This window comes from Microbacterium sp. ABRD28 (genome assembly GCF_003850245.1).
Classification (GTDB): domain Bacteria; phylum Actinomycetota; class Actinomycetes; order Actinomycetales; family Microbacteriaceae; genus Microbacterium.
The window spans coordinates 2,371,040-2,395,352 of the sequence record NZ_CP031015.1 but is presented as its reverse complement, the minus strand read 5'-3'; the positions used below and the strand labels follow the sequence as shown (position 1 = coordinate 2,395,352).

The window sequence follows — 24,313 nt, the reverse complement described above, 5'->3', positions numbered from 1 at the left end:
CTCAGACCCTCGCAGGCTCGGGGAGCGGCCCCGGGCTCCGGTCGCCCCGCAGCCGCTTCAGCACGAGCTCGGCCGAGATGAGGCACATCGGCAGACCGATCCCCGGAAGGGTCGAGGACCCGGCATAGACCAGACCCCGCACCTTCTTCGACGCGTTGCGCGGTCGGAAGATCGCGCTCTGGTTCAACGTGTGGGCGAGCCCGAGCGAGTTGCCTCGCCACGCGTGCAGATCGTGCAGGAAATCGCCGGGCGTGATCGTGCGGCGTACGACGATGCGATCGGCGAGGTCGGGGATACCCGCCCACTGCGCGATCTGCGCGATCACGTGGTCGGCGGCCGCCTCGATGCGCGGATCTCCGTCTCCGTCGACCCCGCCTCGTCCGAGCGAGGGGTCGGCGGGAATGGGAACCAGGACGAACAGGTTCTCGTGCCCCGCGGGCGCAACGGTCTCGTCGGTGGCGCTCGGCCGGCAGATGTAGATCGACGCGGGGTCCGGGATGTGTGCATTGGCGCCGAAGATCGCCTCGAAGTTCGCCTTCCACTGGTCGACGAACATCAGCGTGTGGTGGGCGAGTTCGGGCAGTTCGCCTTCGACTCCGAGAAGGAGCAGCAGCGCCCCGGGGCTCGGCTGCTTGCGGGTCCACCACTCTTCAGGATAGGTCTGGAGCTCGCGGGGGAGGAGGGCGGTTTCGGTGTGGTGCAGGTCGGCGGCCGAGACCACGAGGTCGGCGTCGATCACCTCTCCACTGCGCAACCGAACGCCCGTCGCCCGCACCGGTCCGGTGTCGGTGGAGGTGAGGATCGCACCGACCTCGGCGTCTGTGCGGATCGTGACGCCCTGTCGGCGTGCGACGCGTTCGACGGCGCGGATGACCTCGGTGAAACCCCCGCGGGGGTAGAGCACGCGGTCATCGAGATCGAGGTGGCTCATCAGGTGGTAGAGGCTCGGCACACCGTAGGGTGAGCCGCCGAGGAAGACCGCGGGGTACTCGAGGATCTGACGGAGCATGGGCTCGCGGAATCGCTGATCGACGAAACGCGCCAGCGTCGTGGTCAACAGCGGCAGGAGCTGGGGGAGGCGCTTGAGGAGCGCCGGGTCGCGCAGGCCCGCCGTGGTCTCGTACGTGTCGTAGAGGAACCGCGAGACCGCGAGATCGTAGGCGCTCCCTGCTGAGTCGAGATAGGTCGCCAGGGTCTTCCCCGCGCCCGGCTCGATCGACTCGAACAGGGCGGTCGCCTCCTCCCGGCCGGACCGGACGTCGACGGATTCGCCCGCAGTGCCGGAGGTCTGGGGCTCGCGGTAGACCCGGTACGCCGGGTCGAGCTTGACCAGATCGAGCTCGGCGTCGGCCGTGGTGCCGACCAGCCGGAAGAAGTGGTCGAACACCTCGGGCATGAGGTACCAGCTCGGACCGGTGTCGAAGCGGAAGCCATCGCTCTCCCACGAGCCGGCGCGCCCGCCGACGTCGTCGCGTGCCTCCAGGACGGTCACGTCGTGACCCTCGGCGGCAAGCAGTGCCGCTGTGGCGAGCCCGGCGATCCCGCCGCCGATCACCACGGTTCGTTCGGCGGTCATGCGCGGGCTCCTCTCGGGTGCAGGCCCAGCATCGCGCGCGCGGCGAGAGCGGCCTTGACGGTGTCGGGTACGCGGACCCGGGTGCGGCTGTCGTCGCCCTCGCGGCGGAGCCGTCGCGAGAGCTCGGCGAAAAGGTCGTGGGCGACCGTCACGGCTCGTCGGCAGTCCGCGGGAAGCGAGGGGATCGTCGCGGCGGCGGCGGCGAGGTCGGAGTCGATGCGGTCGAGGACCTCGGTACGGCTGCGACGCCCGGTGGTGACACCGAGGTAGTCCCGGCCGAGAGCCCCCTCGTCGTGGAAGAGGTCTCGGAGGAAATTGACGTCCTGGAACGCGGCTCCGAGGCGCCGCGCGCCCTCGACCAGAGCCGGATCGGGGAGGGCGGGACGGGGGTTGTCGGCGTTGACGAACACGTGAAGGCACATCAGCCCCACGACCTCGGCTGACCCGTACACGTAGGAGTCGTGCGACGCGTCGTCGTGGTTCGCAACGGTGAGGTCGGTGCGCATGGATTGGAAGAAGGGGGCGATGAGATCGGCGCCGATGAGGCACTCGCGCGCTGTACGGGCGAAGGCGTGCACGACCAGATTGGAGCTGAAACCGCGCTCGATCGCGGCCATCGTCTCGCTCTCGAGATCGTCCAGGACCGCCCGCTCGGCAGCGGGATCGAGGCCGGCCTCATGCGCGGGGCCATCGACGATCTCGTCGGCCACTCGGACCAGCGCGTAGACGTTGCGCACGTGCGGTCGCGGCCGCGTGCCCAGCAGCCGGGTCGCGAGACCGAACGAGGTCGAGTACGCGGCGATGACGGCAGCGGATGCGTCCTCAGCCGTGCGGTCGTACTGTGCGAGCCCGGTGGGACGATCGCCGGATGCGGTCACGGAATCCTCTCCTGAATGCGGACGCAGAGGTCCTGCAACAGCATTCTCGCAGCGACGGGAAGCTCCGGGGCGGCGGAGTGCTTTCCCGCTCCGGCGAGTGTGTCGTCGATGAGTTCGCGCAGGCGGGTGCGGGCGCCGCTGGCCTCGAGAGCCTCCTGCGCTTCGCGGATGGCGATCGGACCGGTGTGGGCGACCGCGAGTGCATCGTTGACGCGCGACCACGCCGCCGTCTGCCGGGCGAAAGCGATGAGCGGGGTGCGCTTGGCTTCGCGGAGGTCGCCGCCCTCCTCCTTCCCGGCCTGGTCGGCGGTCCCGAAGGCGCCGATGAGGTCGTCGACGAGCTGGAAGGCCAGCCCGATGCGCGCGCCGGCATCGCCCAGCGCCGCGATCGAGGCCTCGTCGGCGTCGGCGAGAACGGCACCGGCTTGCAGAGGTGCGCTGAAGGAGTACACGGCGGTCTTGTCCCGCGCCGCCGCGATGAGTGCGGCGTCTTCCGCGAGATCGGGGACGACGGCGTTCTCGACATCGGCGAGTTCTCCGGCCGCGGAGACGAAGACCGCGTCGTCGAGAAGCCCGAAGAGCGCCTCGCGTGCATGCGAGGTGGCGTCGGAGGTCGCGATGAGCCGGCCGGCCTCGTGCAGCAGGAGGTCGCCCGCCAGGATCCCGGCCGCGTCGCCGAGGGTCGCGGCACCGCCGGGGCTTGCCCCCGCCGTGAGCGCACGCAGGCGGAACTCGCCGCCCACGTTGGGGATGCCGCGACGGATGAGATCGTGGTCGATCACATCGTCGTGAACGACGAACGCGGTGTGGAGCAGCTCGAACGCCGCCGCGACTCGGTAGACGGTCGGCAACTGACCTTCATCGCCGCCGAAGGCGTGGAAGGACGCCACGACGAGGGCGGGTCGAAGACGCTTGCCCCCGGACGCCGCGCGGGCGATGGCCTCGCCGAGCACGCAGAAACCGTCACCCAGGCGCGCGGCGCGGTCGCTGATGCGCTGCACCGCCGAGTCGATGGCGAGGTCGATCTCGGCACTGGTGGCAGCGGGGATCATGAGGCCCGTCGTTGGGGTTCTGAGGCGTCGAAGAGGTGCAGCTGCTGCGCCTGGAGGACGAGCCACGGGCTGAAAGCCCACGGGGTGGTCACCAATGACGCCGCGAGATCGGCGGGGTCGACCCAGCGGGCATCCATCACTTCCGCGGGGTTGAGCACGGGTTCGTGCTCGGCGCGAGCGGTGTAGACCGGGCACACCTCGTACTCCACGACGCCACTGGCATCGGTGGCGCGATAGCGGAAGAGGGGGAGGGCGAGCTGGATGTCGCTGAGAACGAGTCCCAGCTCGGAATCGGCGTGGCGTCGCACGGCCGAGAGCACGGGCTCAGCCGGTCGGGGGTGGCCGCAGAACGAGTTGGTCCACACGCCCGGCCAGGTCTTCTTCGACAGGGCACGGCGAGTCACGAGAACCTCGCCGGCGTCATTGACGACGTGGCACGAGAAGGCCAGGTGAAGCGCAGTGTCACTGCCGTGCACGCTCGATTTGGGCGCGGTGCCGATGGCGCGGCCGGCCTCGTCGAGAAGGACGACGTGGTCGATCTCCGTCATGGCACCTCCTGATCATTTCGCTAGTTTTCCTAGCGATATCGGTTGGTCGATGATACAAGGAGGCTGTAGGGGTGTCTACACGGCGCCCCTGCTGCTCCGCACCCCCGCGCGCGCGGCGATGGCGGGCGCCCCAGGCGCCTGCAGTTCCATGATGCCCTGGAAAATGCGGAAGGCGCCCCTTCCGGGACGCCTTCCTTTTGTTGCGGGGGCAGGATTTGAACCTACGACCTCTGGGTTATGAGCCCAGCGAGCTACCGAACTGCTCCACCCCGCGGCACAAGAGAAAAGCCTAGCACGCGAGACCGCCGTCGTCGAACCGGGACGGGCCGCGGTTGCCGAACGCCCCCGCTGACGGGCAGGGTAGCTGCATGCCCGCTGTGCCCGAGAACGTCGTCGACGACAGGCTCGACGGGCGCGACGAATCGCCGGCGGAGCGTGCCGATCGGAACTGGAACGAGGTGCTGCAGGAACTGCGCGTGCTGCAGACCGGCACCCAGATCCTCACCGGTTTCCTGCTCGCCCTGGCGTTCCAGCCTGCTTTCGCCGACCTGAGTGGCGCGCAGCGGGGGTTCTACCTCGTGCTCGTCGTTCTCTCCGCTTTGAGCGCCATCATCGCCCTCGCTCCGGTGGCGCTGCATCGCGTGCTTTTCGGGCAGGGTCTGAAGGCCACGGTCGTACGATTCGGTCACGGGGCGCTCCTGACCGCCCTCACCATCGTCGCGCTCCTCCTCTCCGGTGTCGTCGCGTTCGTGTTCGACGTCGTCCTCGACACGGCGTGGGCTGCGTTCGTCGCAGCGGGCCTCGTGCTGCTGGTCATCGTGCTGTGGATCGTCGTCCCGGCTGTCGTCCGGCTCCGCCATCGCGCGACCATCCACGCGACATCGGAAGGAAAGGGACGATGACGGCCGTGAGCACCGTCGCCACGGCGGTCGTGCAGTTCGCGCCCGCCGCCGATGTCGAGGCCAATCGCCGCACGGTCGCTGAGCTCGTGCGCACCGCCGCCGACCGGGGCGCCCGCGTCATCGTCCTCCCCGAATACTCGAACTACTTCATCGACCCCTTCGACCAGTCGCTGGCCGCGCACGCCGAGACCCTCGACGGGCCCTTCGTCGCCGCGCTGCAGCAGCTCGCCCGTCAGACGCGGACCCATATCGTCGCGGGGTTCCTGGAGCGCGGCGAGCAAGGTCGCGTCCGCAACACCGTCGTCGCCGTCGCCGATCGCGGCGTGGTCGCGGTCTACCGCAAGATCCACCTCTACGACGCCTTCGGACAGCGCGAGTCGGACTGGATCCAGCCGGGCGAGACCTCTGCGCCGGAGACCTTCAGCGTCGCCGGCATCCGATTCGGATTGATGACCTGCTACGACCTGCGATTCCCCGAGATGGGACGGATGCTCGTCGATGCCGGTGCCACCGCCTTCCTCGTGCCCGCGGAGTGGGTGCGGGGCCCGCTCAAAGAGCATCACTGGCAGACCCTCCTGCAGGCCCGCGCGATCGAGAACATCGTCTACGTGGTCGCCGCTGACCACCCGCCGCCCCTCGGAGTCGGGCTGTCGAGCGTGGTCGACCCCCAGGGGGTCGTCGTCGCGGGTGTCGGGTCGGGGACGGATGTCGCGATCGCGCACCTGGATCCCGCGCTGGTCGACCGCGTTCGTCGACAGAACCCCGCGCTCGGGCTTCGTCGATTCCGCGTGATCGTCGACTCCTAGCCCGGCCCGCCGCCGGCTCGCCCGTCCTGCAGTCTCGACAGACGACGTACGGCCTCATCCAGGACGGACGCCTGTTTGCAGGCGGCGAAACGGATGAGGCTCGACACAGCGGGACGCTCCTCGGGCCGGACGAAGGCGGTGAGAGGTACGCCGACGACCCCGATCCGCTCGGCCATCTCTCGGCAGAACGCGTCGGCGTCATCCACGTCGAGGGCCCGGGCATCCACGACGGTGAAGTAGGAGGCCGCGGGGACCGGCACGTCGAAGCCGGCTGCGCGCAACCCCTCGCCGAGCAGATCCCGCTTGTGCCGGAGCGAATCCGCGACCGCGGCGAACCAGTCGTCGGGGAGCCGCAGCCCCGCGGCGATGGCGGGTTGGAGGGGTGCGCCCCCGGAGTAGGTGAGGTACTGCTTCACGGCGACGAGTGCGTCGATCAGATCAGCAGGTCCGGTGGCCCAACCGATCTTCCAGCCGGTCGTGGAGAAGGTCTTCCCCCCGGACGAGATCGACACGGTCCGCTCCCACGCCCCCGGCATCGCAGCGATCGGCGCGTGCCGGCCGTCGAAGACCAGATGCTCGTAGACCTCGTCCGTGACGATCCAGGCATCGTGCTCGTGCGCGAGCCGCACCACCTCGGCGCGGAGCTCATCCGAGAACACCGTTCCGGTGGGGTTGTGCGGATCATTGACGAGGATGACCCGGGTCCGCTCGCCCACGGCGGCCCGCAGATCGTCCGGATCGGGTTGGAAGTGCGGGAAGCGCAGCGGGACGGTGACCAGGCGCGCGCCCGACAGCGCGACCAGTGCCGCGTACGCGTCGTAGAAGGGCTCGAAGACCACGACCTCGTCGTCGGCACCGTCCACGAGGGCCAGGAGGGCGGCCGCGAGCGCCTCGGTCGCGCCTGCGGTGACGAGGACGTGACGTTCGGGGTCGAGGTGCATCCCGTAGAACCTCTGCTGGTGCAACGCAATCGCTTCCCGCAGCTCGGCGACGCCTCGTCCGGGCGGGTACTGATTGACGCCGTGGGCGATGGCTGCGCGGGCCGTCTCCAGAACGATCGCCGGCCCGTCCTCGTCGGGGAATCCCTGACCGAGGTTGATGGCGCCGGTTCGGGCCGCGAGTGCCGACATGTCGGCGAAGATGGTGGGGCGGGGGCGTCCGTCCGAGGACAGCAGCCCGGCACCCTCGGCCGTGCGCCGCCAGGCTCCGGGAACGATTCGCGGCATCGTGGGCATCCCTCCTGCACGGGTTCCTCAGCATTGCATAGGCGCATCGCGGGCGGATCATAAGAAACCCACAGGATGGATGACCACGCTGGTCAGCAGATCGAACAACACGCGATCGAAGGTTTCGATGGGCCTTCGGCCCGAGGAGGAACGAAGATGAGCGAGAACACCAGCGACCGTCAGCCGGAAGACGTCCCTGCCACGCCCCCCGTCCCTGAGACGCCGGCGGCGGCGGCCGCCCAGCACACTCCGCCCGCCGGCTGGCACGTTCCGCCGCGCCCGGCGCCGCCGACCCCCACGTCGGGTGCGCCATATCCGGTGGGCGCCGGGGCCTCGTTCGGCTCGCCGAGCCAGCCGACTCAGCCGACCCAGCCGACCCTTCCGCTCGGTGAGGGGGGGCGCGGGTACGGCGAGACGCCCGCCGCAGCGCAGGAGACGGCGACGTCGACCAAGCGCAAGTCCGGCGCCGTCCGCGTCGCCGGGCTCCTGGTGGCGGCCGCCGTCGTCGGCGGAGCCGCCGGGCTCGGCGGCGCCTACGCCGGAGTCTCCCTGTTCCAGCCGGCATCGACCGCGACCACGGCGACCGGACCGACCAGCGTGACGGTCAACGACACCGACGACGTCAACCAGACCACCGCGATCGCCGCCAAAGTGGTGCCAAGCGTCGTGACGATCGAGGCTGCGGGTGGTGCGGGAAGCGGCACCGGGTCGGGCGTCATCCTCTCCAGTGATGGATACGTCGTGACCAACACGCACGTGGTGACCCTCGATGGGGCGACCGGAGACGCCGCGATCCGGGTGACCACTTCGGACGGGCGAGTGTTCGACGCCGAGATCGTCGGCACCGATCCGCTGTACGACCTCGCGGTGATCAAGCTCCAGGACGCCGACGGACTCACCCCGATCGAGTTCGCCGACTCGTCGGACCTCAACGTCGGTGACGAGACGACGGCCGTCGGAGCACCCCTGGGGCTGTCGAACACCGTCACGACGGGAATCGTCAGCGCGCTCAACCGGTCGATCGAGATCGCGTCTTCCGCCGCTCCCGACGAGGATGATGCCGATGAGAACCAGGGCGAGGCTCCGCCGTTCTCGTTCGACTTCGGCCAGGGTCAGCAGTCGGGTCAGCCGGCGGAGTCCATCAAGATCGCCGTCATCCAGACCGATGCAGCGATCAACCCGGGGAACTCCGGCGGCGCACTGGTCGACTCGCAGGGCCGCCTCATCGGCGTCAACGTGGCCATCGCCTCCGCGGGGGGAACCTCGTCCACGCAGGGCAACATCGGCGTCGGGTTCGCCATCCCGTCAGACATCGTCCAGCGCGTGACCGATGAGCTGATCGAGAACGGCTCGGCGACCCATGGCCTGCTCGGTGCCAACGTGCAGTCCGCCGCCTACGTCGACGACGCGGACATCACCGGCGCCTACATCGCCGAGGTCACCGCCGGTGGTGCGGCGGAGGCCGCGGGACTTCGCGCGGGCGACATCGTCACCGAGTTTAACGGCGTTCCGATCACCGACTCCGTCGACCTCACCGCGCAGGTCCGCGCACTCGCCGCCGGCAGCGAGGTCTCGCTGACCTACGTCCGCGACGGTCGTGACGCCACCGCGGATGTGACCCTGGGCGAGCTCGAGCAGTAGGGTCCTCCCGGTTCGGACGCCATCCCGCGATAGGCTCGCGGGATGGCGTCCTTCTCGTTCGGCGCGGGAAATGCACGCAAAGTGGCGAGCATTCCGCTGTACGCGCTCGGTCGTGTCGTGACGCTCGTCGTCCCGCGCCGGCCCGACCTGTGGGTGTTCGGCTGCGCGGTGGGCATCGCCGATGGGGCTCTCGCTCTCTGGGAGGAAGCGGAGGCGCACGGACGGCGCGCGGTGTGGCTGACCGCGTCGCAGGGCGAGGAGCGGGATGCCGCGGCCCGCGGCATCCCGACGGTCAGGAAATCCACACTCCGGGGTTTCTGGCTCACCGCCCGGGCACGCGTGCTCGTGGTCACCCATGGGTTCGGCGACGTCAACCGATACGCCACCGGTGGCGCCTTCGTGGTGCAGCTGTGGCACGGTATCCCGCTCAAGCGCATCGGCCTCGATTCCCCGGAGACGCTGCGCAGCAGCATCCTGCCCCGATCGCGCGCGATGCGCGCACTCATCCGCGCCATGTATCGCGGTGCGACCCGACGCATCGGGCTCATCCCCGCCGCCTCGCACCTGGTGCGCGGCCGTCTGGAGTCCGCCTTCTCGCTCACCGACGAACGGGTGCCCGTGACCGGCGAGCCGCGTGTCGACGTGCTGTCGCGTGGCTCGGCCGCGGAGCGTCGCCGTCTGGCTCGCGATCTGCTGTCGACGACGGTGGGGACGATCGAGGCCGCAACGCGGGTCATCCTCTACGCGCCGACGTGGCGAGACGGCGCACCGGATCCGGCCGTACCGTCGCCGGCGGATTGGTCGGCGCTCGGCGACGTCCTCGAGGCGCAGGACGCCATCCTGCTCGTTCGATCGCACCCGCTCGGCGCGGGGGAGTACACACCGCCCGTTCCGACGCCGCGTATCCGGATGCTCGGCAGCGACCTTCTGCGTGATGTCACGCCGGTCCTCCCCGGCGTCGATCTCCTCATCACCGACTACTCGTCGCTGGTGTTCGATGCGGGGCTCAACCGCACGCCCGTTCTCTTCCTCGCGCCCGACATCGAGGAGTACTCGGCCCGCCGCGGCTTCTACGGCTCCTTCGAGGAGATCGCCGCGGGCGACCTCGCGTCGGACTGGACGGAGATCGTGCGGCGACTCCGCTCTGCGATCACCGACGGCCCGGAGCGCGCGCGCATGGCCGATCGCTCCGCGGCGCGCAGCGCCGATGTCCATGCCTTCCGCGACGGAGGCAACACCGCACGGGTCCACCGTGCCATCCTGAACGCCACGGGCGCCGCCACCGCCGACGGCCGCACGAGAGGACGCAGATGACAGACGCCCGGTTCCACGCCGACCCCGCGCCCGCCCTTGTGCTGTCGGGCACCGGCCCCGCGCCCGAGCGTGCGAGCCTCGAGGGGCCGCGGGCCCGTGTGTCCGCGGAGGTCGTCGCCGATGATGACGGCTGGCGGGCGGATCTGCCCCTGCACGTCGCGCGATGGGGCGGACCGGATCTTCCGCTTCCCCGCGGTTCGTACGCTCTGCGCGTGAGCGGGGCGGGGATCGATGACGCCGAGCTGCCGGACGTCCCCCTGCGCGTGCTGGGCACCCTCCGCGCCGAGCTGCGTGACGGTGCGGTCGAGATCGGCCCGCCGATCGATCCGGTGTACGACTCCGGTGAGGGCCAGGCCGCGCTCGAACGTCGATACGCCACCAGGCCGGGGGAGCTCGAGAACGCGGTCTTCTTCGAGAGCTTCTACGGACGCAACGCCAGCTGCAACCCGCTCGCCATCGATCGCGAGATCGCTCGGCGGGCTCCCGGGGTGACCCGCTACTGGAGTGTCGCGGATCTTTCCGTCGTCGTCCCGGAGGGCGCGGTGGCCGTGGTCGAGGGGAGCCCCGAGTGGTGGCGGGCCCGAGGCGTCTCACGGCTCCTCGTCGTCAACGACTGGCTCCGCCGTCGCTTCTCGCGCCGCGGCGGGCAGGTCGTCCTGCAGACGTGGCACGGCACGCCGCTGAAGCGGCTGGCCCTCCACCGGCCGGGCTTCGACCCACGACGGGCGGCGGCGGTCCTCCGCGAGTCGTTCCGGTGGGACATCCTGCTGGCGCAGAACCCGTACGCCGCGTCGGTGCTGCGGAAGGCCTACGCCTTCCTGCGTCGGCCGCTGTGGGTCGAGGGGTACCCGCGCAACGACGTGCTGGTGACCGGTGACGGTGCGAGCACGCGCGCGGCGCTGGGGATCGGTGCCGAGGAGCGGGTCATCCTCTACGCCCCCACCTGGCGAGACGACCGCGACGAGATCGTCGACTTCGTCGATCCGACGAGCCTGGCCGCCGACACCGGGTCGGTCGTGCTCGTGCGCGGTCACTCCCGCACGCTTCAGCCCGGTCACGACCTCGCCGGTCCCCGGGTCATCGACGTCACGGGTTACCCCGACACGTCAGCGCTTCTCCTGGCGGTGGACGCTCTGGTCACGGACTATTCGTCGGTGATGTTCGACTTCAGCGTCACCGGCAAGCCGATGTACTTCCTGGTGCCGGACATGGATCATTACCGGGGTACGCTGCGGGGCTTCTACTTCGACCTCGCCGCTCGCGCCCCGGGGCCCGTGGTGCGCACGCAGCCTGAGCTCGTCGCCGCGCTGACGGCGGAGGAGACCGCGCCGTTCGCCGAGAAATACGACGCGTGGCGGCGGGCGTTCAATGCCCGCGATGACGGTCGGGCGGCCGAACGCGTCGTCCGTCGCATCCTCGACCAGGGGCTCATCGAACGCGAGTGAGACGGCGGCGCCGTCGCGCGGTCACGGCAGCGGTGTGTTGCGATCCCCGATGCGCGAGGTGTCGACGGTGTCGTCGGCTCCGCGGACGAGGCCGATGAGGAACCCCGTGCCCCACGAGAGGTGCATCGTCGGGAGCACCGCGAGCGTCCACGTCTTGTCGCGCCACCCTCTCCCGCCACCGGGGCCCGCGGCTACGGCCAGGAGGAGCACGAGGTATGCGAGCACCGGCAGGTGCACGGCGGAGGCGAGGATCGATGGGATGCCGCTGAGGACGCCGGTGACCTGAAGGACGGCCACGACGACGGATGCCGCGGCGACGATGACGAGGGCGGGCGGTGCGAAGAAGCGCAGCGAGTTGACGAGGCCGTAGCGGCGTACCAGTTCGCCGCGCCACCTTCCCGTGGCGAAGAACTGCCGCGCGAGGCGGGTCCAGCTCTCCCGTGGCCAGTACGTCACCGACAGGGTCGGGTCGAACCATACGCGGTAACCTGCTCGGCGGATGCGCAGGTTCAGTTCCCAGTCCTCGCCGCGGCGTATCGACTCGTCGAACAGGCCCACCTCGTCGAGGACCGTGCGTCGCATGACACCGAGATACGCCGATTCCGCGTCGCCCTCGTCGGCCCCTCCGTGATAGGCGCCCCCACCCAGGCCGATTCGGGAGTTGTAGGCCCGTGCCACCGCGCGCTGGAAGGGCGTGCGTCCGTCGGCTCGCATCACACCGCCGACGTTGGCGGCTCCGACGCGCGAGAGGGTGTCCAGGGCGCGGCGGGTGTACCCGGGCTCGAGTTCGGAGTGCGCATCGACCCGCACGATCGTGGGGTACCTGCTCGCGCGGATCGCGATGTTCAATCCGACCGGGATGTCGGCGGCGGGGTTGTCGACGAGAACGATGCGGGAGTCGGCGGAGGCGAGCGCGGAGGCGAGCTCGGTGGTGCCGTCGCTGGAAGGCGCGAGGGCCAGGATCAGCTCGATCGGGACGTCGAGGTCCTGCATCAGCACGGTTTCGACCGCGCGGGCCAGATAGTCGCGCTCGTTGAGCACGGGCATGACGAACGACACTCCGGCGTCGGCAGGGACGGCGGGCGCATCCCGTCGTTTCCGGTCGTCTGCCTCCACCCGTCGATCATGTCACGCGACCGCTGGCTAGTCTGGACGGGTGAGATGGGTGTCCGACGCGGGGAAGGCCCTCGCCCTGGTGCGGCGGGCTCTGGACAATCGGGCTGCCGTCGCCGATGTCCGTCGACGGCAGGCGGCGGCGCCGCCTCTCCCGAAGGATCACTACCGGATCGCGGTGTACTTCGCCGACGGCGCGGTCAACATGTACCAGATGCGGCAGTGGTACCGCCCCCTGCAGGAGCTGGCGCGCACCTGGCCGGTCGTCGTGCTCAGCCGCGCCGTCACGGGTGCCCGCGCGCTGATGGAAGACGGCGCTCTGCCCGTGGCGTTCGTGCCGACGGTGCGCGACCTCGAGCAGTTCCTCATCGCCGAGGACATCCGCATCGTCTTCTACGTCAACCAGAACACGCGGAACTTCCAGATGTTCCGCTACGGGCGGCGTTGGCATGTGTTCATCAACCACGGCGAGTCCGACAAGATGTACATGACCACCAATCAGTACAAGGCCTACGACGTGGCCTTCATCGCGGGCGAGGCCGCCCGCGAACGGTTGTCGAGAGTCCTGTGGGATTACGATCTCGACCGGCGGACGCGGCAGATCGGTCGACCTCAGGCGGATCACTACGCCGGGTCGGTCCCGTATCCCGCCGACGACCGGACGGTTGTTCTCTACGCACCCACCTGGGAGGGTGATCGTCCCTCAGCGCACTACGGCTCGATCCGCACCCACGGTGAGGCCCTGGTCTCGGCCCTGCTGGCGACCGGGCGGCACCGCGTCATCTACCGTCCTCATCCCCGGTCGGGGGTCGTCGATCACGAGTACGGCGCTGCCAACCGGCGCATCATCGCCGCGATCGCCGACGCCAACGCCGCAGATGCGTCTGCGCACCACGTCTTCGACGACAAACCCGAACTGGGCTGGCAGCTCGCTTCCGCCGACATCGCTATCGCCGACATCTCGGCCATGGTCTACGACCGACTGGCGGCCGGGAAACCCCTCCTCATCACGCGACCTGCTGACCCCGCCGCCGCTGTGGACGCGCACGGATATCTGTCCGCCTGCGAATGGCTCGACGCCGACCGTGCCCCCGAGATCGTCGCCGAGGCGGATCGCGTGCTGCGGGACCCGGGTGCCGTCTCGCGGCTGCAGCAGTGGGTGCGCCACTACTTCGGCGACACGTCGCCGGGGTCTGCCACCGCGCGGTTCCATACCGCCGTCGCCGAGCTGATGGCCTCGTGGGAGGAGTGGCACCTGCGCTCCGGCGACGGCGCCGACGATGACGACGACGTGCAGGACTCCCCGGACCGCGAGGGCGACGAGGAGCTCGATTAGCTGCCGCGCCGGCACGCCTCCCCGCAGCGGGATGTCAGAACGGCGCCGGTTCTCGGGGGTCGTCGGCGGGTTCGTCGGTGATCCGGAACTCTCCGGTGAAGGTGGTCCATTTCACCCACAGGTCGTCGGGGACGTCCTCCTCTGGGGAGAAGTGCACCCCATGGCCGGGTGGATTGTCGGTGTAGACCCGCCCTGCGGGGGAGGTCCACTCGATGACCCCACCGTCGAGTTGTCGGACGTTTCAGGCGGTGAACTGTTTCATGCTGTGGTGTCGTTGGCACAGGCAGGACAGGTTGCAGATCTCGGTTCTCCCGCCCAGGGCGGCGTCGTGGTTGTGGTCGATCTCGCATTTTCGGGCGGGCATCCGGCAGCCCGGCCACCGGCAGTGCTTGTCCCGACCTTTGAGGAACCGGACCATCGCCCCGGTCGGGCGGTACTGATCCACCGCCATCGTCAACCCGGTGACCGGATGGGTCAGCAGCCGCTCCCACACCCCGTCGCTGTTCCCCGCGAGCAGCCGGGCGGTCTTCGCGTCGATGGGGCCGACCCCGGCAAGGTCGCACGGGACATCGCTTTGCCCCATGAGGGCCATGACGGGGATGACCACCTGCACCTTCGCGGTGATCGCCCCGAACCCTCCCGGTAGGTCACCAGAGCCGGTCGGGTTGAGGCTCGGGGCGGAGGTGAGGAGCATGTCGGCGAACACGTCGGCGCGGACCTCGTCCAGGGACCGGGTGTCCGGCGCCACGTCAGGATCCGCCCCGGGTTCTCGGGCGGTGATGACCGCGGTGGCTTCGTCGGTGATGCGTTGGAAGATCCCCTCGATCAGCACCGTGGACTGCACCGCCCGCAGCTCCGACATCCCGTCACCGATCGTGTACCGGACGATCTTCCGCTCCCGGAACGCCCCCGCATGCCGCTCGGTCAGTGTCCGCGGGTGCATCCGCTCGGCGAGGATCTCCAAGTCTGCCCGCGCACGGCCCGGGGTCTCGTCGAGGCAGATCTCCGCGGCGACCTGGTCGAACTCACCCTTCACCTCCGGCGGCAACCGTCGCCCGACATCCTCGACCACCGCCACGTGCGCGCGGGTGATCAGCCCTTTCTCCCAGCAGTGCACCGTCGCCGGGTAGTCGTTCACCACGGCATAGGCGCTGTCGATCTGCCGTTGCACTGACCGGTCGGACAGTCGCACCGCGGCCGCGATCTCCGCCGCCACACCCCGCAGCGCCATGTCCCGGTCCCGCACCACCGCGGATGACCCCTCCGCCAACCGTGCCGCGAACGCCCCCGCCTCGGCCAATGCACGCGTCTGCTCCGCCTCCGCCGCCGCCAACGCCGCCTGCGCGGCCTCCACCCGGGTCAGCACCCCGGTCAGCTCGGACCGGTCCTCGTCGCTGAGGAGGGTGAGCCGCGGGTTCGAACGCATGTATGAATGATGGCACCACCCTCCGACATCGAGACCCGAAACCCTCAACCCCAGGTTGAACCGGATATCTGCATCCTTCCGCCGGGGCGCTGAGCGCCGCCGGTGTCCTCGTCGGTCACCGGATCCCGCGTCACCCCGTCGTCTCGCCACCATCCGAAGCGGTCGCGCCGACGATGCGTTGGGCTGTGCTCCTCCGTCGTCCAGGACCGATCGCGCGCACCACCGTGCCGGTCGCGCCAGCGACCATCGCCCCGGCGCGTCGCAGCCCTCCCGCGGCCGCCGACTCCATTCGCTGTGCTCCAGGCCGAGGCTCCACATCGGCCGGAAGGATCTCCGGCGGAAGCCCGAAGGCGCGCCGCGAACCGACGAGCACGCGTCGACCGAGGATGTGGTTGCCCGCGCCTCCGACGGCCGCCCCGATGCCGAAGGGGAGCGCCTTGCCCAGCCAGCTCGCGCCTCCGCGGGCGGCGAACTGTCGGATGAAGGTCGACTTCAAGCGATCGACCAGAGGCCCGACCGCGGCGCGGGGGAGGGATGTGGTGATGATCTCCCCCCAGTACGAGTCTCGCCCCGGACCTTTGCCGCTTGCTTGCTGAGCGAGCTGACGCAGCAGATCCACGCCTTCGGTGCCGAGCATCAGGGTGAGGACCAGCGCGCGCGCCCGATCAGGGTCGGCGACCGCGATCCCGTGCACTTCGGCGATCGATTGAGCGAAGAGCGTCGTCGCTTCGAGGAATCCGACGGTCTCCACGCCGCTGAGGGCAAGGGTGACCCCGGTGCCGACGCCAGGCACGACGGCAGTCGCGCCGACCGCCGCCCCGCCTGCGGTGACGGCGGTGAGGTAGCGGCGTTCGAGGATACGGATGATCTGAGCCGGTGTCGCGTCCGGGTGTCGAAGCCGGATGCTCCGCAGATGCGCGAGCACCACGGGTCGCTGGATGGCCAGTACCCGATCCAACAGACGGACGACGTGAGGGTGCTCGTCGGACCCGGCCGGCGGGAGGCCGCCGTGCCATGGCGCGTCGTCGGTCATCGAGTGGATGCGGTGCACCTTCTCTGCCATGCCCGCGATCCTACGAGCAGGCGGCGCCCGCACCCTGGGTGTTGACTTCGGTCATCCGGCGGGTGAGGCGCCGGGGGACTCAGACGAAGAGGTTCGCCCGCTCGAGGTCTTCGGCGAAGTCCACTTCGACCGCATACAGGTCGGAGATGTCCATCACGCGCAGCTGCAGGCCGTCCTCGAGGATCGCCAGCTCGAGCGCGCGCTCGAAGTAGTCCTGGTCGGCAACGCGGTTCAGCTGGCGGATGAAGGCGCGCTTGTCGCGGCTGGAGATGTAGTTGATGCCGACAGCCTCGCCGATTCCGCCCACGACGGTCTTGGAGAGCTCCTTGACGAAACCGTCCTCGTCGAGGGTGTACTTGACCTCCTCGTCCGAGACCTTGGCGGTGTTGACCGTGACGAAGGAGCGGTCGTTCTCGATGAGGTCGATCGCCCGGCCGAGCACGCGCGGGTCGAACACGACGTCGCCGTTCATCCAGAGCACGCCGCCCTTGCCGGTCGCGCCCAGGGCGCGCAGCAACGACTTCGACGTGTTCGTCTGGTCGTACCGGTCGTTGTAGACGTAGTCGACCTGGGGGAAAGCGTCGACGATGGCCTCGGCGCGGTAGCCGACGACCGTCGTGATGCGGGCATCGTCGCCGAATGCGGCACGGATGTTGTCGTGCTGCTGCTGCATGATGCTACGGCCGTCGTTCAGCTCCGTGAGCGGCTTGGGCAGGCTGCGGCCGAGTCGCGAGCCCATGCCCGCGGCGAGAATTACGGTCTGAACGGTCAAGATCTGCTCCTGGAGTGTGTGATTCACTGTCGGTTAACCGACCGGACACTCCGTTGTGCCCATCTGATGGTAGCCATGTCCCCTGTGAGGAGGCATAATACCTTCCCGTCGTTGCAGGTTTGTGATATATCGAACGATGACGGTTCCCTCACAACCCGTTCGCCGAATCGGATGCGCTTGATAGCGTGATGAAGTGACTCCCTCACTCCCGATGCCCGACGACGCTGACACGGCTCGCGCCGACAGCGACGACCACGGCGTTGTGGCGCGTGAGGTCGAGATCAAGCTCGTTCCTCCCCTGACGGCATCCGACTCCGAGGATGATGCGAAGCCGGCCGCCCCCGAGGTGACCGCACCTGCGGCATCGGCGGAGGCGAAGACCCAGAGCGCAGCGACGTCGCCCCGCGCGCCGCGGAAGAGCGCGGCGCGGAAGACTCCCGCACGGAAGACCCCCGCACGGAAGCCCCCGGCGCAGAAGGCCACCGCCGCGCCCCGCGCCGCGAGCGTCTCGAGCCCGAGCGATGTCGGCGAGCCGGTGACGGCCCCGAAAGCGGGTTTCCCCGACATCGACGCCGTCATCGTGCCGCCGGTGCCGCCACTGCCCCTGGTGCGTGAGGACGCGATCGTCATCCCTCCTCGCCCGCCCCTGCCCGTTCTGTCCGCGGCGACCCCGGTGCCGGAGTCTCCGAGCGAGGAGCCCCCGGTCCAGGAGGCTGCCGTCGAGGCGCCTCCGGTGGAGGAGCCCCCGGTCGAGGAGCCCCGGGTCGAGGAGACACCGGCCACCGAGTCGCCGATCGAGGAGTCCTCGAGGCCGGAGACGACCCTCGATGAGTCTCCTTCCGGTTCCGCTGAGACATCCGGCGAAACCGAGGAGTCCCGTCTCCACGAGAGCCCCCCGCTTTCACTCGCCGACAGCCTCGACCTTCCCGAGCCCGACATCGACCACGCGGCCCTCACCGTGCGTGGGGTGTCGAAATCCTTCGGTGGAACGCGGGCCGTCGACGGGATCGACCTCACGATCCCCGCCGGCACCTTCTACGGTCTGGTGGGTCCGAACGGTGCGGGCAAGACGACCACCCTGTCGATGATCGCCGGGCTGCTGCGACCCGATCGGGGCACGATCCGGGTCGGCGACATCGATGCCGGCGCCAAGCCCCTGCAGGCCAAGAAGCTCATGGGGGTGCTGCCTGATCGGCTGCGCACCTTCGACCGTCTCACCGGACGTCAGCTCCTCTACTACTACGGCGTGCTCCGAGGGCTCCCCTCATCGGTGGTCGAGGCGCGGAGCGCCGACCTCGCCCGCGCGTTCGACCTCACCGATGCCCTCCATCGCGTGGTGTCGGACTACTCCGCCGGGATGGTGAAGAAGATCATGCTCGCCGGCGCGCTGATCCACTCGCCGCGGCTCCTGGTGCTGGACGAACCGTTCGAGTCGGTCGACCCGGTCTCGAGCGCGGTGATCCTCGACATCCTGTCGGCCTACGTCTCGCACGGCGGCACGGTCATCCTGTCCAGTCACGGGATGGAGTTCGTGGAGCGCGTCTGCTCCCGGGTCGCGGTCATCGTGGCGGGGCAAGTCCTGGCAGAGGGCACCATCGACGAGGTGCGCGGCGAATTGACGCTCGAGCAGCGCTTCATCGAGCTGGCCGGAGGCCTGAGCGATGTGGAAGGCCTGGAGTGGTTGCACACGTTCTCCGACTGAGGATCGCCCTTGTCTTCGGTGCCCTGCGCGGCGATCGACGTCACCTCACCCGGATGATCCTGGGTTCGATTGTGCTCATCGCTGCCGTCGCGGCCGGCTGTTGGGCAGTGCTGACACTGGCCGACACGCGCGCAGGCGTCGTGCTCGCCGTGACGGTACTGGGCGGTTCTGGGGTCACCCTCGGGTTCGCGCTCGCGCCGATCGTGGCCTCGGTCTCGGACCCTCTCGACCCCCGCCGGTTCGCCGTTCTGGGGCTCGCCCCGGCCCCGCTCGCCGCGACGATCGCGGCCGTCGGTCTGGTGAGCGTCCCGATCGCTGCCGTCACGGCGGTCGCCGTCGCGGCCGGCGTCACCTGGGGCGAGCTCGGCACGCCGTGGTGGGCGATCGCGGTCGGGATCATCCTCGCCGTCGTCACCTGCGGCCTGCTCGCGCGCGTCGGGATGGCGGTGACGTCCCTGTTCCTGCGCGAGCGCCGCTCTCGCGAACTCACAGGACTGTTCATCCTCGCCGTCCTCGTCGTCGTCGTGCCCGTCGGCGTGTTCCTCGCCTCGTTGGAGTGGCGCGGAACCGTTCCGTCTCAGCTGTCCGAGGCGGTCGAGATCCTCGCCCTCACACCCCTCGGTGCGGCGTGGGCCTTCCCCGGACTGGTGGTGACCGGGGCCGAGGCCGCCCCGCTCTCCTTCCTCGTGGCGTTCCTCACCGTCGCGGCGCTCACCGGATTGTGGTTCTGGCTGGTCCGGGTGCTCCTCACCACATCCGAGCGTCCGCTCACCGGTCGTGAGCGCGGTGGCCTCGGCTGGTTCGCCGTCGCCCCGGGCACTCCGGGCGGCGCGATCGCCGCGCGAAGCCTGCTCTACTGGCTGACCGACAGGCGGTATCTGGTCAATGTGCTGGCGATCCCGGTCGCCGCCGCGCTCACCGTCGTGCCGCTCCTGGTGGCGGGTGTGCCGCTGGAGATCGCGGTGCTCGTACCCGTTCCGGTCGCCGCGCTCTTCTTCGGATGGTTGCCCCACAACGACCTCGCGTACGACTCCACAGCGGTCTGGATGCACATCGGCAGCGGTGTTCGTGGCGCCTCGGATCGTATCGGGCGACTCGTTCCGATCATCCTCATCGGCGTCGTTCTGCTCGCGGTGGCGGTTCCCATCAGCATCTCGCTCCACGGCCGGTGGTCGGCACTGCCGGCGATGACCGGGCTCTGCGCCGCGCTGTTCCTGTGCGGGCTCGGGCTCTCGAGCATCACGTCGGCGACCTGGCCCTACCCGGTGACCCGTCCCGGGGACAGTCCCTTCCAGCAGCCGCAGCGCACCGGTTCGGGCGGAGCGCTGGCCCAGGCGTTCGTCATGCTCGGTGCGATGGTGCTGAGCGCCCCCGTGGCGTGGTGGGGATGGCTGTCTCTCGGCGGGGACGAGGAGGCGACGACCCTCGCGCTCTGGGGCGGCCTTGCGATCGGGGGGTTCACGGCGATCGCCGGCATCGCGGTCGGTTCCGCCGTCTTCGAGCGGCGGGGGAGCCGCATCATGGAGTTCGCCGAGTCATCCTGAGCCATCGGTCCTGCCGGGCGTCCGACAGCGCGGGTACACTTTTCCCTCATGAGCACGCCCCTCGACAGCCCTGACCAGGGCGGCCTCGCCACCCTCGACCGCGAACTCGAAGAGCTCATCCGGGAAGAGAGCCTCGAGCCGGGAGATCACGAGCGGTTCTCGCATTACGTCAAGAAGGACAAGATCCTCGAGTCGGCGATGACGGGCAAGCCTGTGCGGGCGCTGTGCGGCAAGAAGTGGACGCCGGGCCGCGACCCCGAGAAGTTCCCGGTCTGCCCGACCTGCAAAGAGATCTACGAATCGATGGTCTGAGCGCTCACGCGACGTCGACGAAGACCGTCGGCAGCGCCGGATCCGAGCGACTGAGCGCGAGCGCCTTGACGGGGAGTTCCTCGCGGACACGCGCGTGATGCTCGCGGGCTCGGGCGACCCCGCCCGATCCCAGTGCGGCCGCGTCGGTGTCACCGGCTTCCACCAGCGCCACCTGCAGCGGCCGTGCATCGGGATGGTCGACGGCGGTCGCCATCCGTTCGAATCCGTCGGAGACTGCGATGAGTTCGGATGTCGCGGTGCCCGCCTCCAGAGTGCGGAAGGCGGTCTTCCGGCCGCCACGGGAGGCCTTGTCGGTCGAGGCTTTCGCGACGGGCACCCATCCGCCCGCGGCATCCTGTCGTGCGACCAGCTTGTAGACCATGCCGGCGGTCGGGGATCCCGACCCGGTCACCACCGAGGTTCCGACCCCGTAGGAGTCCACCGGTGAGGCGGCGAGGGCGGCGATCGCGAACTCGTCGAGGTCGCTGGTCACGGTGATCTTCGTTCGCGTGGCACCGAGACGGTCGAGCTGCGCGCGCACCGCCGCCGCGACGGTGGGGAGGTCGCCCGAGTCGATCCGCACCCCGCCGAGCTCGGGCCCGGCGACCCGCACCGCGGTCTCCACCCCCGCGCCGATGTCGTAGGTGTCGACCAGCAATGTGGTCTCCACCCCGAGGGCGTCGATCTGCGAGCGGAAGGCGTCCTCCTCGGTGTCGTGCAGGAGCGTCCAGGCGTGCGCGGCCGTCCCCATCGTCGGAACGCCCCACGTCCTGCCGGCCTCCAGGTTGCTCGTCGCGGAGAAACCGGCGATGTACGCCGCGCGCGCCGCAGCGACGGCCGAGCGCTCCTGCGCTCGCCGCGACCCCATCTCGGCGAGCGGCCGGTCACCGGCGGCGACGCTCATCCGGGCGGCCGCGGTCGCCACCGCCGAGTCGTGGTTCATGACGCTCAGCGCCAGGGTCTCCAGGACGACGGCCTCAGCGAAGGTGCCCTCGACAACGAGGATCGGCGAGCCGGGGAAATAGGCCTCACCCTCGCGGTAGCCGTGGATCGTGCCGGTGAAGCGGTAGTGCTCGAGAAAGCGAAGGGTCGCGGCATCCACCACCCGGTGGTCACGGAGGAACCGCAACTCGTCCTCACCGAAACGGTAGTCGGCCAACAGCTGCAGGAACCGGCCGGTGCCGGCGACGACGCCGAAGCGGCGCGCGCCGGGAAGGCGTCGGCCGAAAAGCTCGAAGACGCAGCGTCGCTCGGCCGTCCCGTCCCGCAGGGCCGCGTCGAGCATGGTCAGCTCGTAGCGATCGGTGAGGAGCGCGCTGGACGGCGCGGCGGATGGGTTCATGGCGGTCACTCTATCGACGGGCGAGAGGCGGGGGCGCCGCGGCGTAGGCTGGATGACCGTGAACGATGCGCCGATCGGAATCTTCGACTCGGGGGTCGGCGGTCTGACCGTCGCCCGCGCCGTCTCGGCGCAGCTGCCGCGCGAGTCGATCCTCTACATCGGCGACACCGCGCGCTCGCCCTACGGGCCCAAGCCCATCGCCGACGTGCGTCGCTACGCTCTGGAGATCCTCGACACCCTCGTCGCGGAGGGCGTGAAGATGCTGGTCATCGCGTGCAACACGGCGTCGGCTGCGATGCTGCGCGACGCCCGCGAGCGCTACGACGTTCCGGTCGTCGAAGTCATCGGACCCGCCGTCCGCACCGCGATGTCGACGACACGCAACGGTCGGATCGGTGTCATCGGCACGGACGGGACAATCGGTTCGGGCGCTTACCAGGACATGCTCGAGGTCAACGCGCGGCTGGAGGTGTTCGCCCAGGCCTGCCCCGCCTTCGTCGACTTCGTCGAAGCGGGGGAGACCGACACTCCGCGGGTCCTCGCGACCGCCGAGGAGTATCTCGCCCCACTCCGCCATGCCGGCGTCGACACCCTCGTCCTCGGATGTACGCACTACCCCTTCCTCGAGGGAGCGATCAGCTACGTCATGGGACAGGGTGTGAGCCTCGTCTCCAGCGACACCGAGACCGCCAAGGATGTCTACCGCCAGCTCGTCAGCCGCGACCTGCTCGCCGGACCCGACGCCGTCGCGCGCCACGTGTACGAGGCCACCGGCGCCTCGGCCGACGATTTCGTGCGCCTCGCCCACCGCCTGATGGGACGCGAGGTGCGCGACGTGCGTCTCGTCCAGACCGGCGCCATCGACCTGCCCGCGCCCCGGGCCTGAAGGAGACACATGTCCGAGATCACCCGTGCAGACGGTCGCAGCCCCGACGATCTTCGACCCATCACGATCGAGCGGGGGTGGAGCACCCAGGCTGAGGGTTCGGCGCTGATCTCGTTCGGCGGAACCCGGGTGCTGTGCACCGCCTCCTTCACCAACGGCGTACCCCGCTGGCTCACCGGCAAGGGAAAGGGCTGGGTCACCGCCGAGTACGCGATGCTCCCGCGCGCCACCAACGATCGCAACGACCGTGAGAGCGTGAAGGGCCGGATCGGAGGCCGCACCCACGAGATCTCCCGCCTCATCGGTCGCGCGCTGCGTGCGGTCGTGGACACCAAGGCACTCGGTGAGAACACCATCGTGATCGACTGCGACGTGCTCCAGGCCGACGGCGGCACGCGCACGGCCGCGATCACCGGCGCCTACGTCGCTCTCGCCGACGCCATCGCCTGGGGCCGGGAGCGCAAGTTCATCGGTCAGCGCGCACAGGTGCTTCTCGACTCCGTCTCGGCGGTCTCGGTCGGCATCGTCGACGGCGAGCCGTTGCTCGACCTCGCCTACGTCGAAGACGTGCGCGCCGAGACCGACATGAACATCGTGGTCACCGGCCGCGGGCTCTTCGTCGAGGTGCAGGGCACGGCCGAGGGTGCGCCCTTCGACAAGCGCGAGCTCGACGCCCTGCTCGAACTCGCCCTGGCCGGCTGTGCGGATCTCCGCGAGATCCAGGCGGCGTCACTGGGCGCAGGCGAGGAGTGAGGATGCCGCAGCGGATCGTCCTCGCCACCCACAACGCCCACAAGGTCGCCGAGTTCCAGGCGATCGTCGCGCGGGTGCGTCCCGACCTCGTGGTCTCGGGGTACGACGGCCCGGAGCCGGTCGAAGACGGAGTGACCTTCGCCGCGAATGCGCTGATCAAAGCGCGGGCTGCCGCCCACCACACCGGCCTTCCCGCTCTCGCTGACGACTCCGGCATCCGGGTCGACGTTCTCGGTGGAGCGCCGGGGGTGTTCTCGGCCTACTGGGCAGGGCATCGCAAAGACGATGCCGCCAACAGGAGCCTGCTGCTGGATCAGCTGTCGGATGTCCGTGACCCCCATCGGGCGGCGCAGTTCGTCTCGGTGATCGCCCTGGTCCTGCCCGGCGGTGAGGAGCACACCGTGGAGGGCGTCTGGCCGGGCCGACTGGCCACCGCTGAGCGGGGGACGGGCGGCTTCGGCTACGACCCGATCTTCATCCCCGACGCCCAGCCGAGCGCGTCGGAGCGGACGGTCGGCGAGTGGGAAGCCCAGGAGAAGAACGCCCAATCCCATCGGGCCCGCGCTTTCGAGCGGCTCGCGCCGCTGCTGTCAGCCCTCTGAGTCTGTGCTCCGGGGTCGGCAGCGGCTGAAAAGGACTCTCATTCCCGACAGGCGCGCCCGGCTCACTCGGAACC

At 69.8% G+C, this 24,313-nt stretch carries 23 protein-coding genes and 1 tRNA gene; 12 read left to right on the top strand and 12 right to left on the bottom strand.

Annotated features, from left to right (window positions below; genetic code table 11):
• Position 1: 1 nt before the first annotated feature.
• From crtI to DT073_RS11585, 5 genes are all read right to left on the bottom strand, one after another.
• A complete protein-coding gene (gene crtI, locus DT073_RS11605) occupies positions 2–1,576 on the bottom strand; it encodes a phytoene desaturase family protein (protein WP_124293527.1) in 1,575 nt (524 codons plus the stop codon).
• Entirely contained in the window at positions 1,573–2,454 is an 882-nt protein-coding gene (locus DT073_RS11600) for a phytoene/squalene synthase family protein (RefSeq protein WP_124293526.1), read from the bottom strand. The genes crtI and DT073_RS11600 overlap by 4 nt, the downstream gene beginning before the upstream one ends.
• Positions 2,451–3,506, bottom strand: a complete 1,056-nt coding sequence (locus DT073_RS11595; protein ID WP_124293525.1) for a polyprenyl synthetase family protein — start codon at positions 3,504–3,506, stop codon at positions 2,451–2,453. Before DT073_RS11595 ends, DT073_RS11600 begins: the two co-directional genes overlap by 4 nt.
• On the bottom strand, positions 3,503–4,054 hold the full coding sequence (gene idi / locus DT073_RS11590; RefSeq protein ID WP_124293524.1) for an isopentenyl-diphosphate Delta-isomerase: 552 nt from the start codon (positions 4,052–4,054) through the stop codon (positions 3,503–3,505). The genes DT073_RS11595 and idi overlap by 4 nt, the downstream gene beginning before the upstream one ends.
• A gap of 200 nt (positions 4,055–4,254) precedes the next feature.
• Positions 4,255–4,328, bottom strand: a tRNA-Met gene (locus DT073_RS11585).
• 94 nt (positions 4,329–4,422) lie between these two features.
• On the opposite strand from DT073_RS11585, the gene DT073_RS11580 reads away from it, so the two are divergent.
• Entirely contained in the window at positions 4,423–4,956 is a 534-nt protein-coding gene (locus DT073_RS11580) for a DUF6328 family protein (RefSeq protein ID WP_124293523.1), read from the top strand.
• Positions 4,953–5,762, top strand: coding sequence for a carbon-nitrogen hydrolase family protein (locus tag DT073_RS11575; protein WP_124293522.1), 810 nt, complete (start codon positions 4,953–4,955; stop codon positions 5,760–5,762). Before DT073_RS11580 ends, DT073_RS11575 begins: the two co-directional genes overlap by 4 nt.
• Here the strand turns inward: DT073_RS11575 and DT073_RS11570 are convergent.
• A complete protein-coding gene (locus tag DT073_RS11570) occupies positions 5,759–6,988 on the bottom strand; it encodes an aminotransferase class I/II-fold pyridoxal phosphate-dependent enzyme (protein WP_124293521.1) in 1,230 nt (409 codons plus the stop codon). The two genes, DT073_RS11575 and DT073_RS11570, sit on opposite strands and share 4 nt — an antisense overlap.
• A gap of 156 nt (positions 6,989–7,144) precedes the next feature.
• Between DT073_RS11570 and DT073_RS11565 the strand changes: the two genes are divergently transcribed.
• From DT073_RS11565 to DT073_RS11555, 3 genes are read left to right on the top strand one after another with little or no spacing between them, the layout of a single operon-like run.
• A complete protein-coding gene (locus tag DT073_RS11565) occupies positions 7,145–8,629 on the top strand; it encodes a S1C family serine protease (RefSeq protein WP_124293520.1) in 1,485 nt (494 codons plus the stop codon).
• Positions 8,630–8,671: 42 nt separating this feature from the next.
• Positions 8,672–9,943, top strand: coding sequence for a CDP-glycerol glycerophosphotransferase family protein (locus tag DT073_RS11560; protein ID WP_124293519.1), 1,272 nt, complete (start codon positions 8,672–8,674; stop codon positions 9,941–9,943).
• A complete protein-coding gene (locus DT073_RS11555) occupies positions 9,940–11,388 on the top strand; it encodes a CDP-glycerol glycerophosphotransferase family protein (RefSeq protein WP_124293518.1) in 1,449 nt (482 codons plus the stop codon). The genes DT073_RS11560 and DT073_RS11555 overlap by 4 nt, the downstream gene beginning before the upstream one ends.
• Before the next feature lie 21 nt (positions 11,389–11,409).
• Here the strand turns inward: DT073_RS11555 and DT073_RS11550 are convergent, their stop codons facing one another.
• Positions 11,410–12,435, bottom strand: coding sequence for a glycosyltransferase family 2 protein (locus DT073_RS11550; RefSeq protein WP_124294490.1), 1,026 nt, complete (start codon positions 12,433–12,435; stop codon positions 11,410–11,412).
• Positions 12,436–12,544: 109 nt separating this feature from the next.
• Here DT073_RS11550 and DT073_RS11545 point away from each other — a divergent pair, with 109 nt between their 5' ends.
• Complete coding sequence (locus DT073_RS11545; RefSeq protein ID WP_124293517.1) at positions 12,545–13,837, top strand: CDP-glycerol glycerophosphotransferase family protein; 1,293 nt, start codon at positions 12,545–12,547, stop codon at positions 13,835–13,837.
• Between the two features lie 34 nt (positions 13,838–13,871).
• Here DT073_RS11545 and DT073_RS16160 read toward each other — a convergent pair whose 3' ends face one another.
• The 4 genes from DT073_RS16160 to DT073_RS11530 all read right to left on the bottom strand — a co-directional run bounded on the left by DT073_RS16160 (position 13,872) and on the right by DT073_RS11530 (position 17,098).
• Positions 13,872–13,994, bottom strand: a complete 123-nt coding sequence (locus DT073_RS16160; RefSeq protein WP_276310433.1) for a hypothetical protein — start codon at positions 13,992–13,994, stop codon at positions 13,872–13,874.
• Between the two features lie 84 nt (positions 13,995–14,078).
• On the bottom strand, positions 14,079–15,263 hold the full coding sequence (locus DT073_RS11540) for an HNH endonuclease signature motif containing protein (RefSeq protein ID WP_240638590.1): 1,185 nt from the start codon (positions 15,261–15,263) through the stop codon (positions 14,079–14,081).
• Positions 15,264–15,393: 130 nt separating this feature from the next.
• On the bottom strand, positions 15,394–16,326 hold the full coding sequence (locus DT073_RS11535; RefSeq protein WP_124293516.1) for a hypothetical protein: 933 nt from the start codon (positions 16,324–16,326) through the stop codon (positions 15,394–15,396).
• A gap of 79 nt (positions 16,327–16,405) precedes the next feature.
• Entirely contained in the window at positions 16,406–17,098 is a 693-nt protein-coding gene (locus DT073_RS11530) for a phosphocholine cytidylyltransferase family protein (protein ID WP_124293515.1), read from the bottom strand.
• 193 nt (positions 17,099–17,291) lie between these two features.
• Between DT073_RS11530 and DT073_RS11520 the strand changes: the two genes are divergently transcribed.
• The 3 genes from DT073_RS11520 to DT073_RS11510 are packed head-to-tail and all read left to right on the top strand — an operon-like array spanning position 17,292 to position 20,656.
• A complete protein-coding gene (locus DT073_RS11520; protein WP_353681938.1) occupies positions 17,292–18,800 on the top strand; it encodes an ABC transporter ATP-binding protein in 1,509 nt (502 codons plus the stop codon).
• Positions 18,776–20,344, top strand: coding sequence for a hypothetical protein (locus DT073_RS11515; protein ID WP_124293513.1), 1,569 nt, complete (start codon positions 18,776–18,778; stop codon positions 20,342–20,344). The genes DT073_RS11520 and DT073_RS11515 overlap by 25 nt, the downstream gene beginning before the upstream one ends.
• A gap of 48 nt (positions 20,345–20,392) precedes the next feature.
• Positions 20,393–20,656: a DUF3039 domain-containing protein gene (locus tag DT073_RS11510; protein ID WP_124293512.1), complete on the top strand. Its 264-nt coding sequence runs from the start codon at positions 20,393–20,395 to the stop codon at positions 20,654–20,656.
• 4 nt (positions 20,657–20,660) lie between these two features.
• Here the strand turns inward: DT073_RS11510 and DT073_RS11505 are convergent, their stop codons facing one another.
• Entirely contained in the window at positions 20,661–21,998 is a 1,338-nt protein-coding gene (locus tag DT073_RS11505) for a nicotinate phosphoribosyltransferase (protein WP_124293511.1), read from the bottom strand.
• Between the two features lie 58 nt (positions 21,999–22,056).
• Between DT073_RS11505 and murI the strand changes: the two genes are divergently transcribed.
• Genes murI through rdgB form a run of 3 tightly spaced genes read left to right on the top strand, consistent with a single transcriptional unit; the run spans position 22,057 to position 24,239 of the window.
• Positions 22,057–22,884: a glutamate racemase gene (gene murI, locus DT073_RS11500; RefSeq protein WP_124293510.1), complete on the top strand. Its 828-nt coding sequence runs from the start codon at positions 22,057–22,059 to the stop codon at positions 22,882–22,884.
• A 9-nt stretch (positions 22,885–22,893) separates the two neighbouring features.
• On the top strand, positions 22,894–23,637 hold the full coding sequence (gene rph / locus DT073_RS11495) for a ribonuclease PH (protein ID WP_124293509.1): 744 nt from the start codon (positions 22,894–22,896) through the stop codon (positions 23,635–23,637).
• Between the two features lie 2 nt (positions 23,638–23,639).
• A complete protein-coding gene (gene rdgB, locus DT073_RS11490; RefSeq protein WP_124293508.1) occupies positions 23,640–24,239 on the top strand; it encodes an RdgB/HAM1 family non-canonical purine NTP pyrophosphatase in 600 nt (199 codons plus the stop codon).
• Positions 24,240–24,313: the final 74 nt, after the last annotated feature.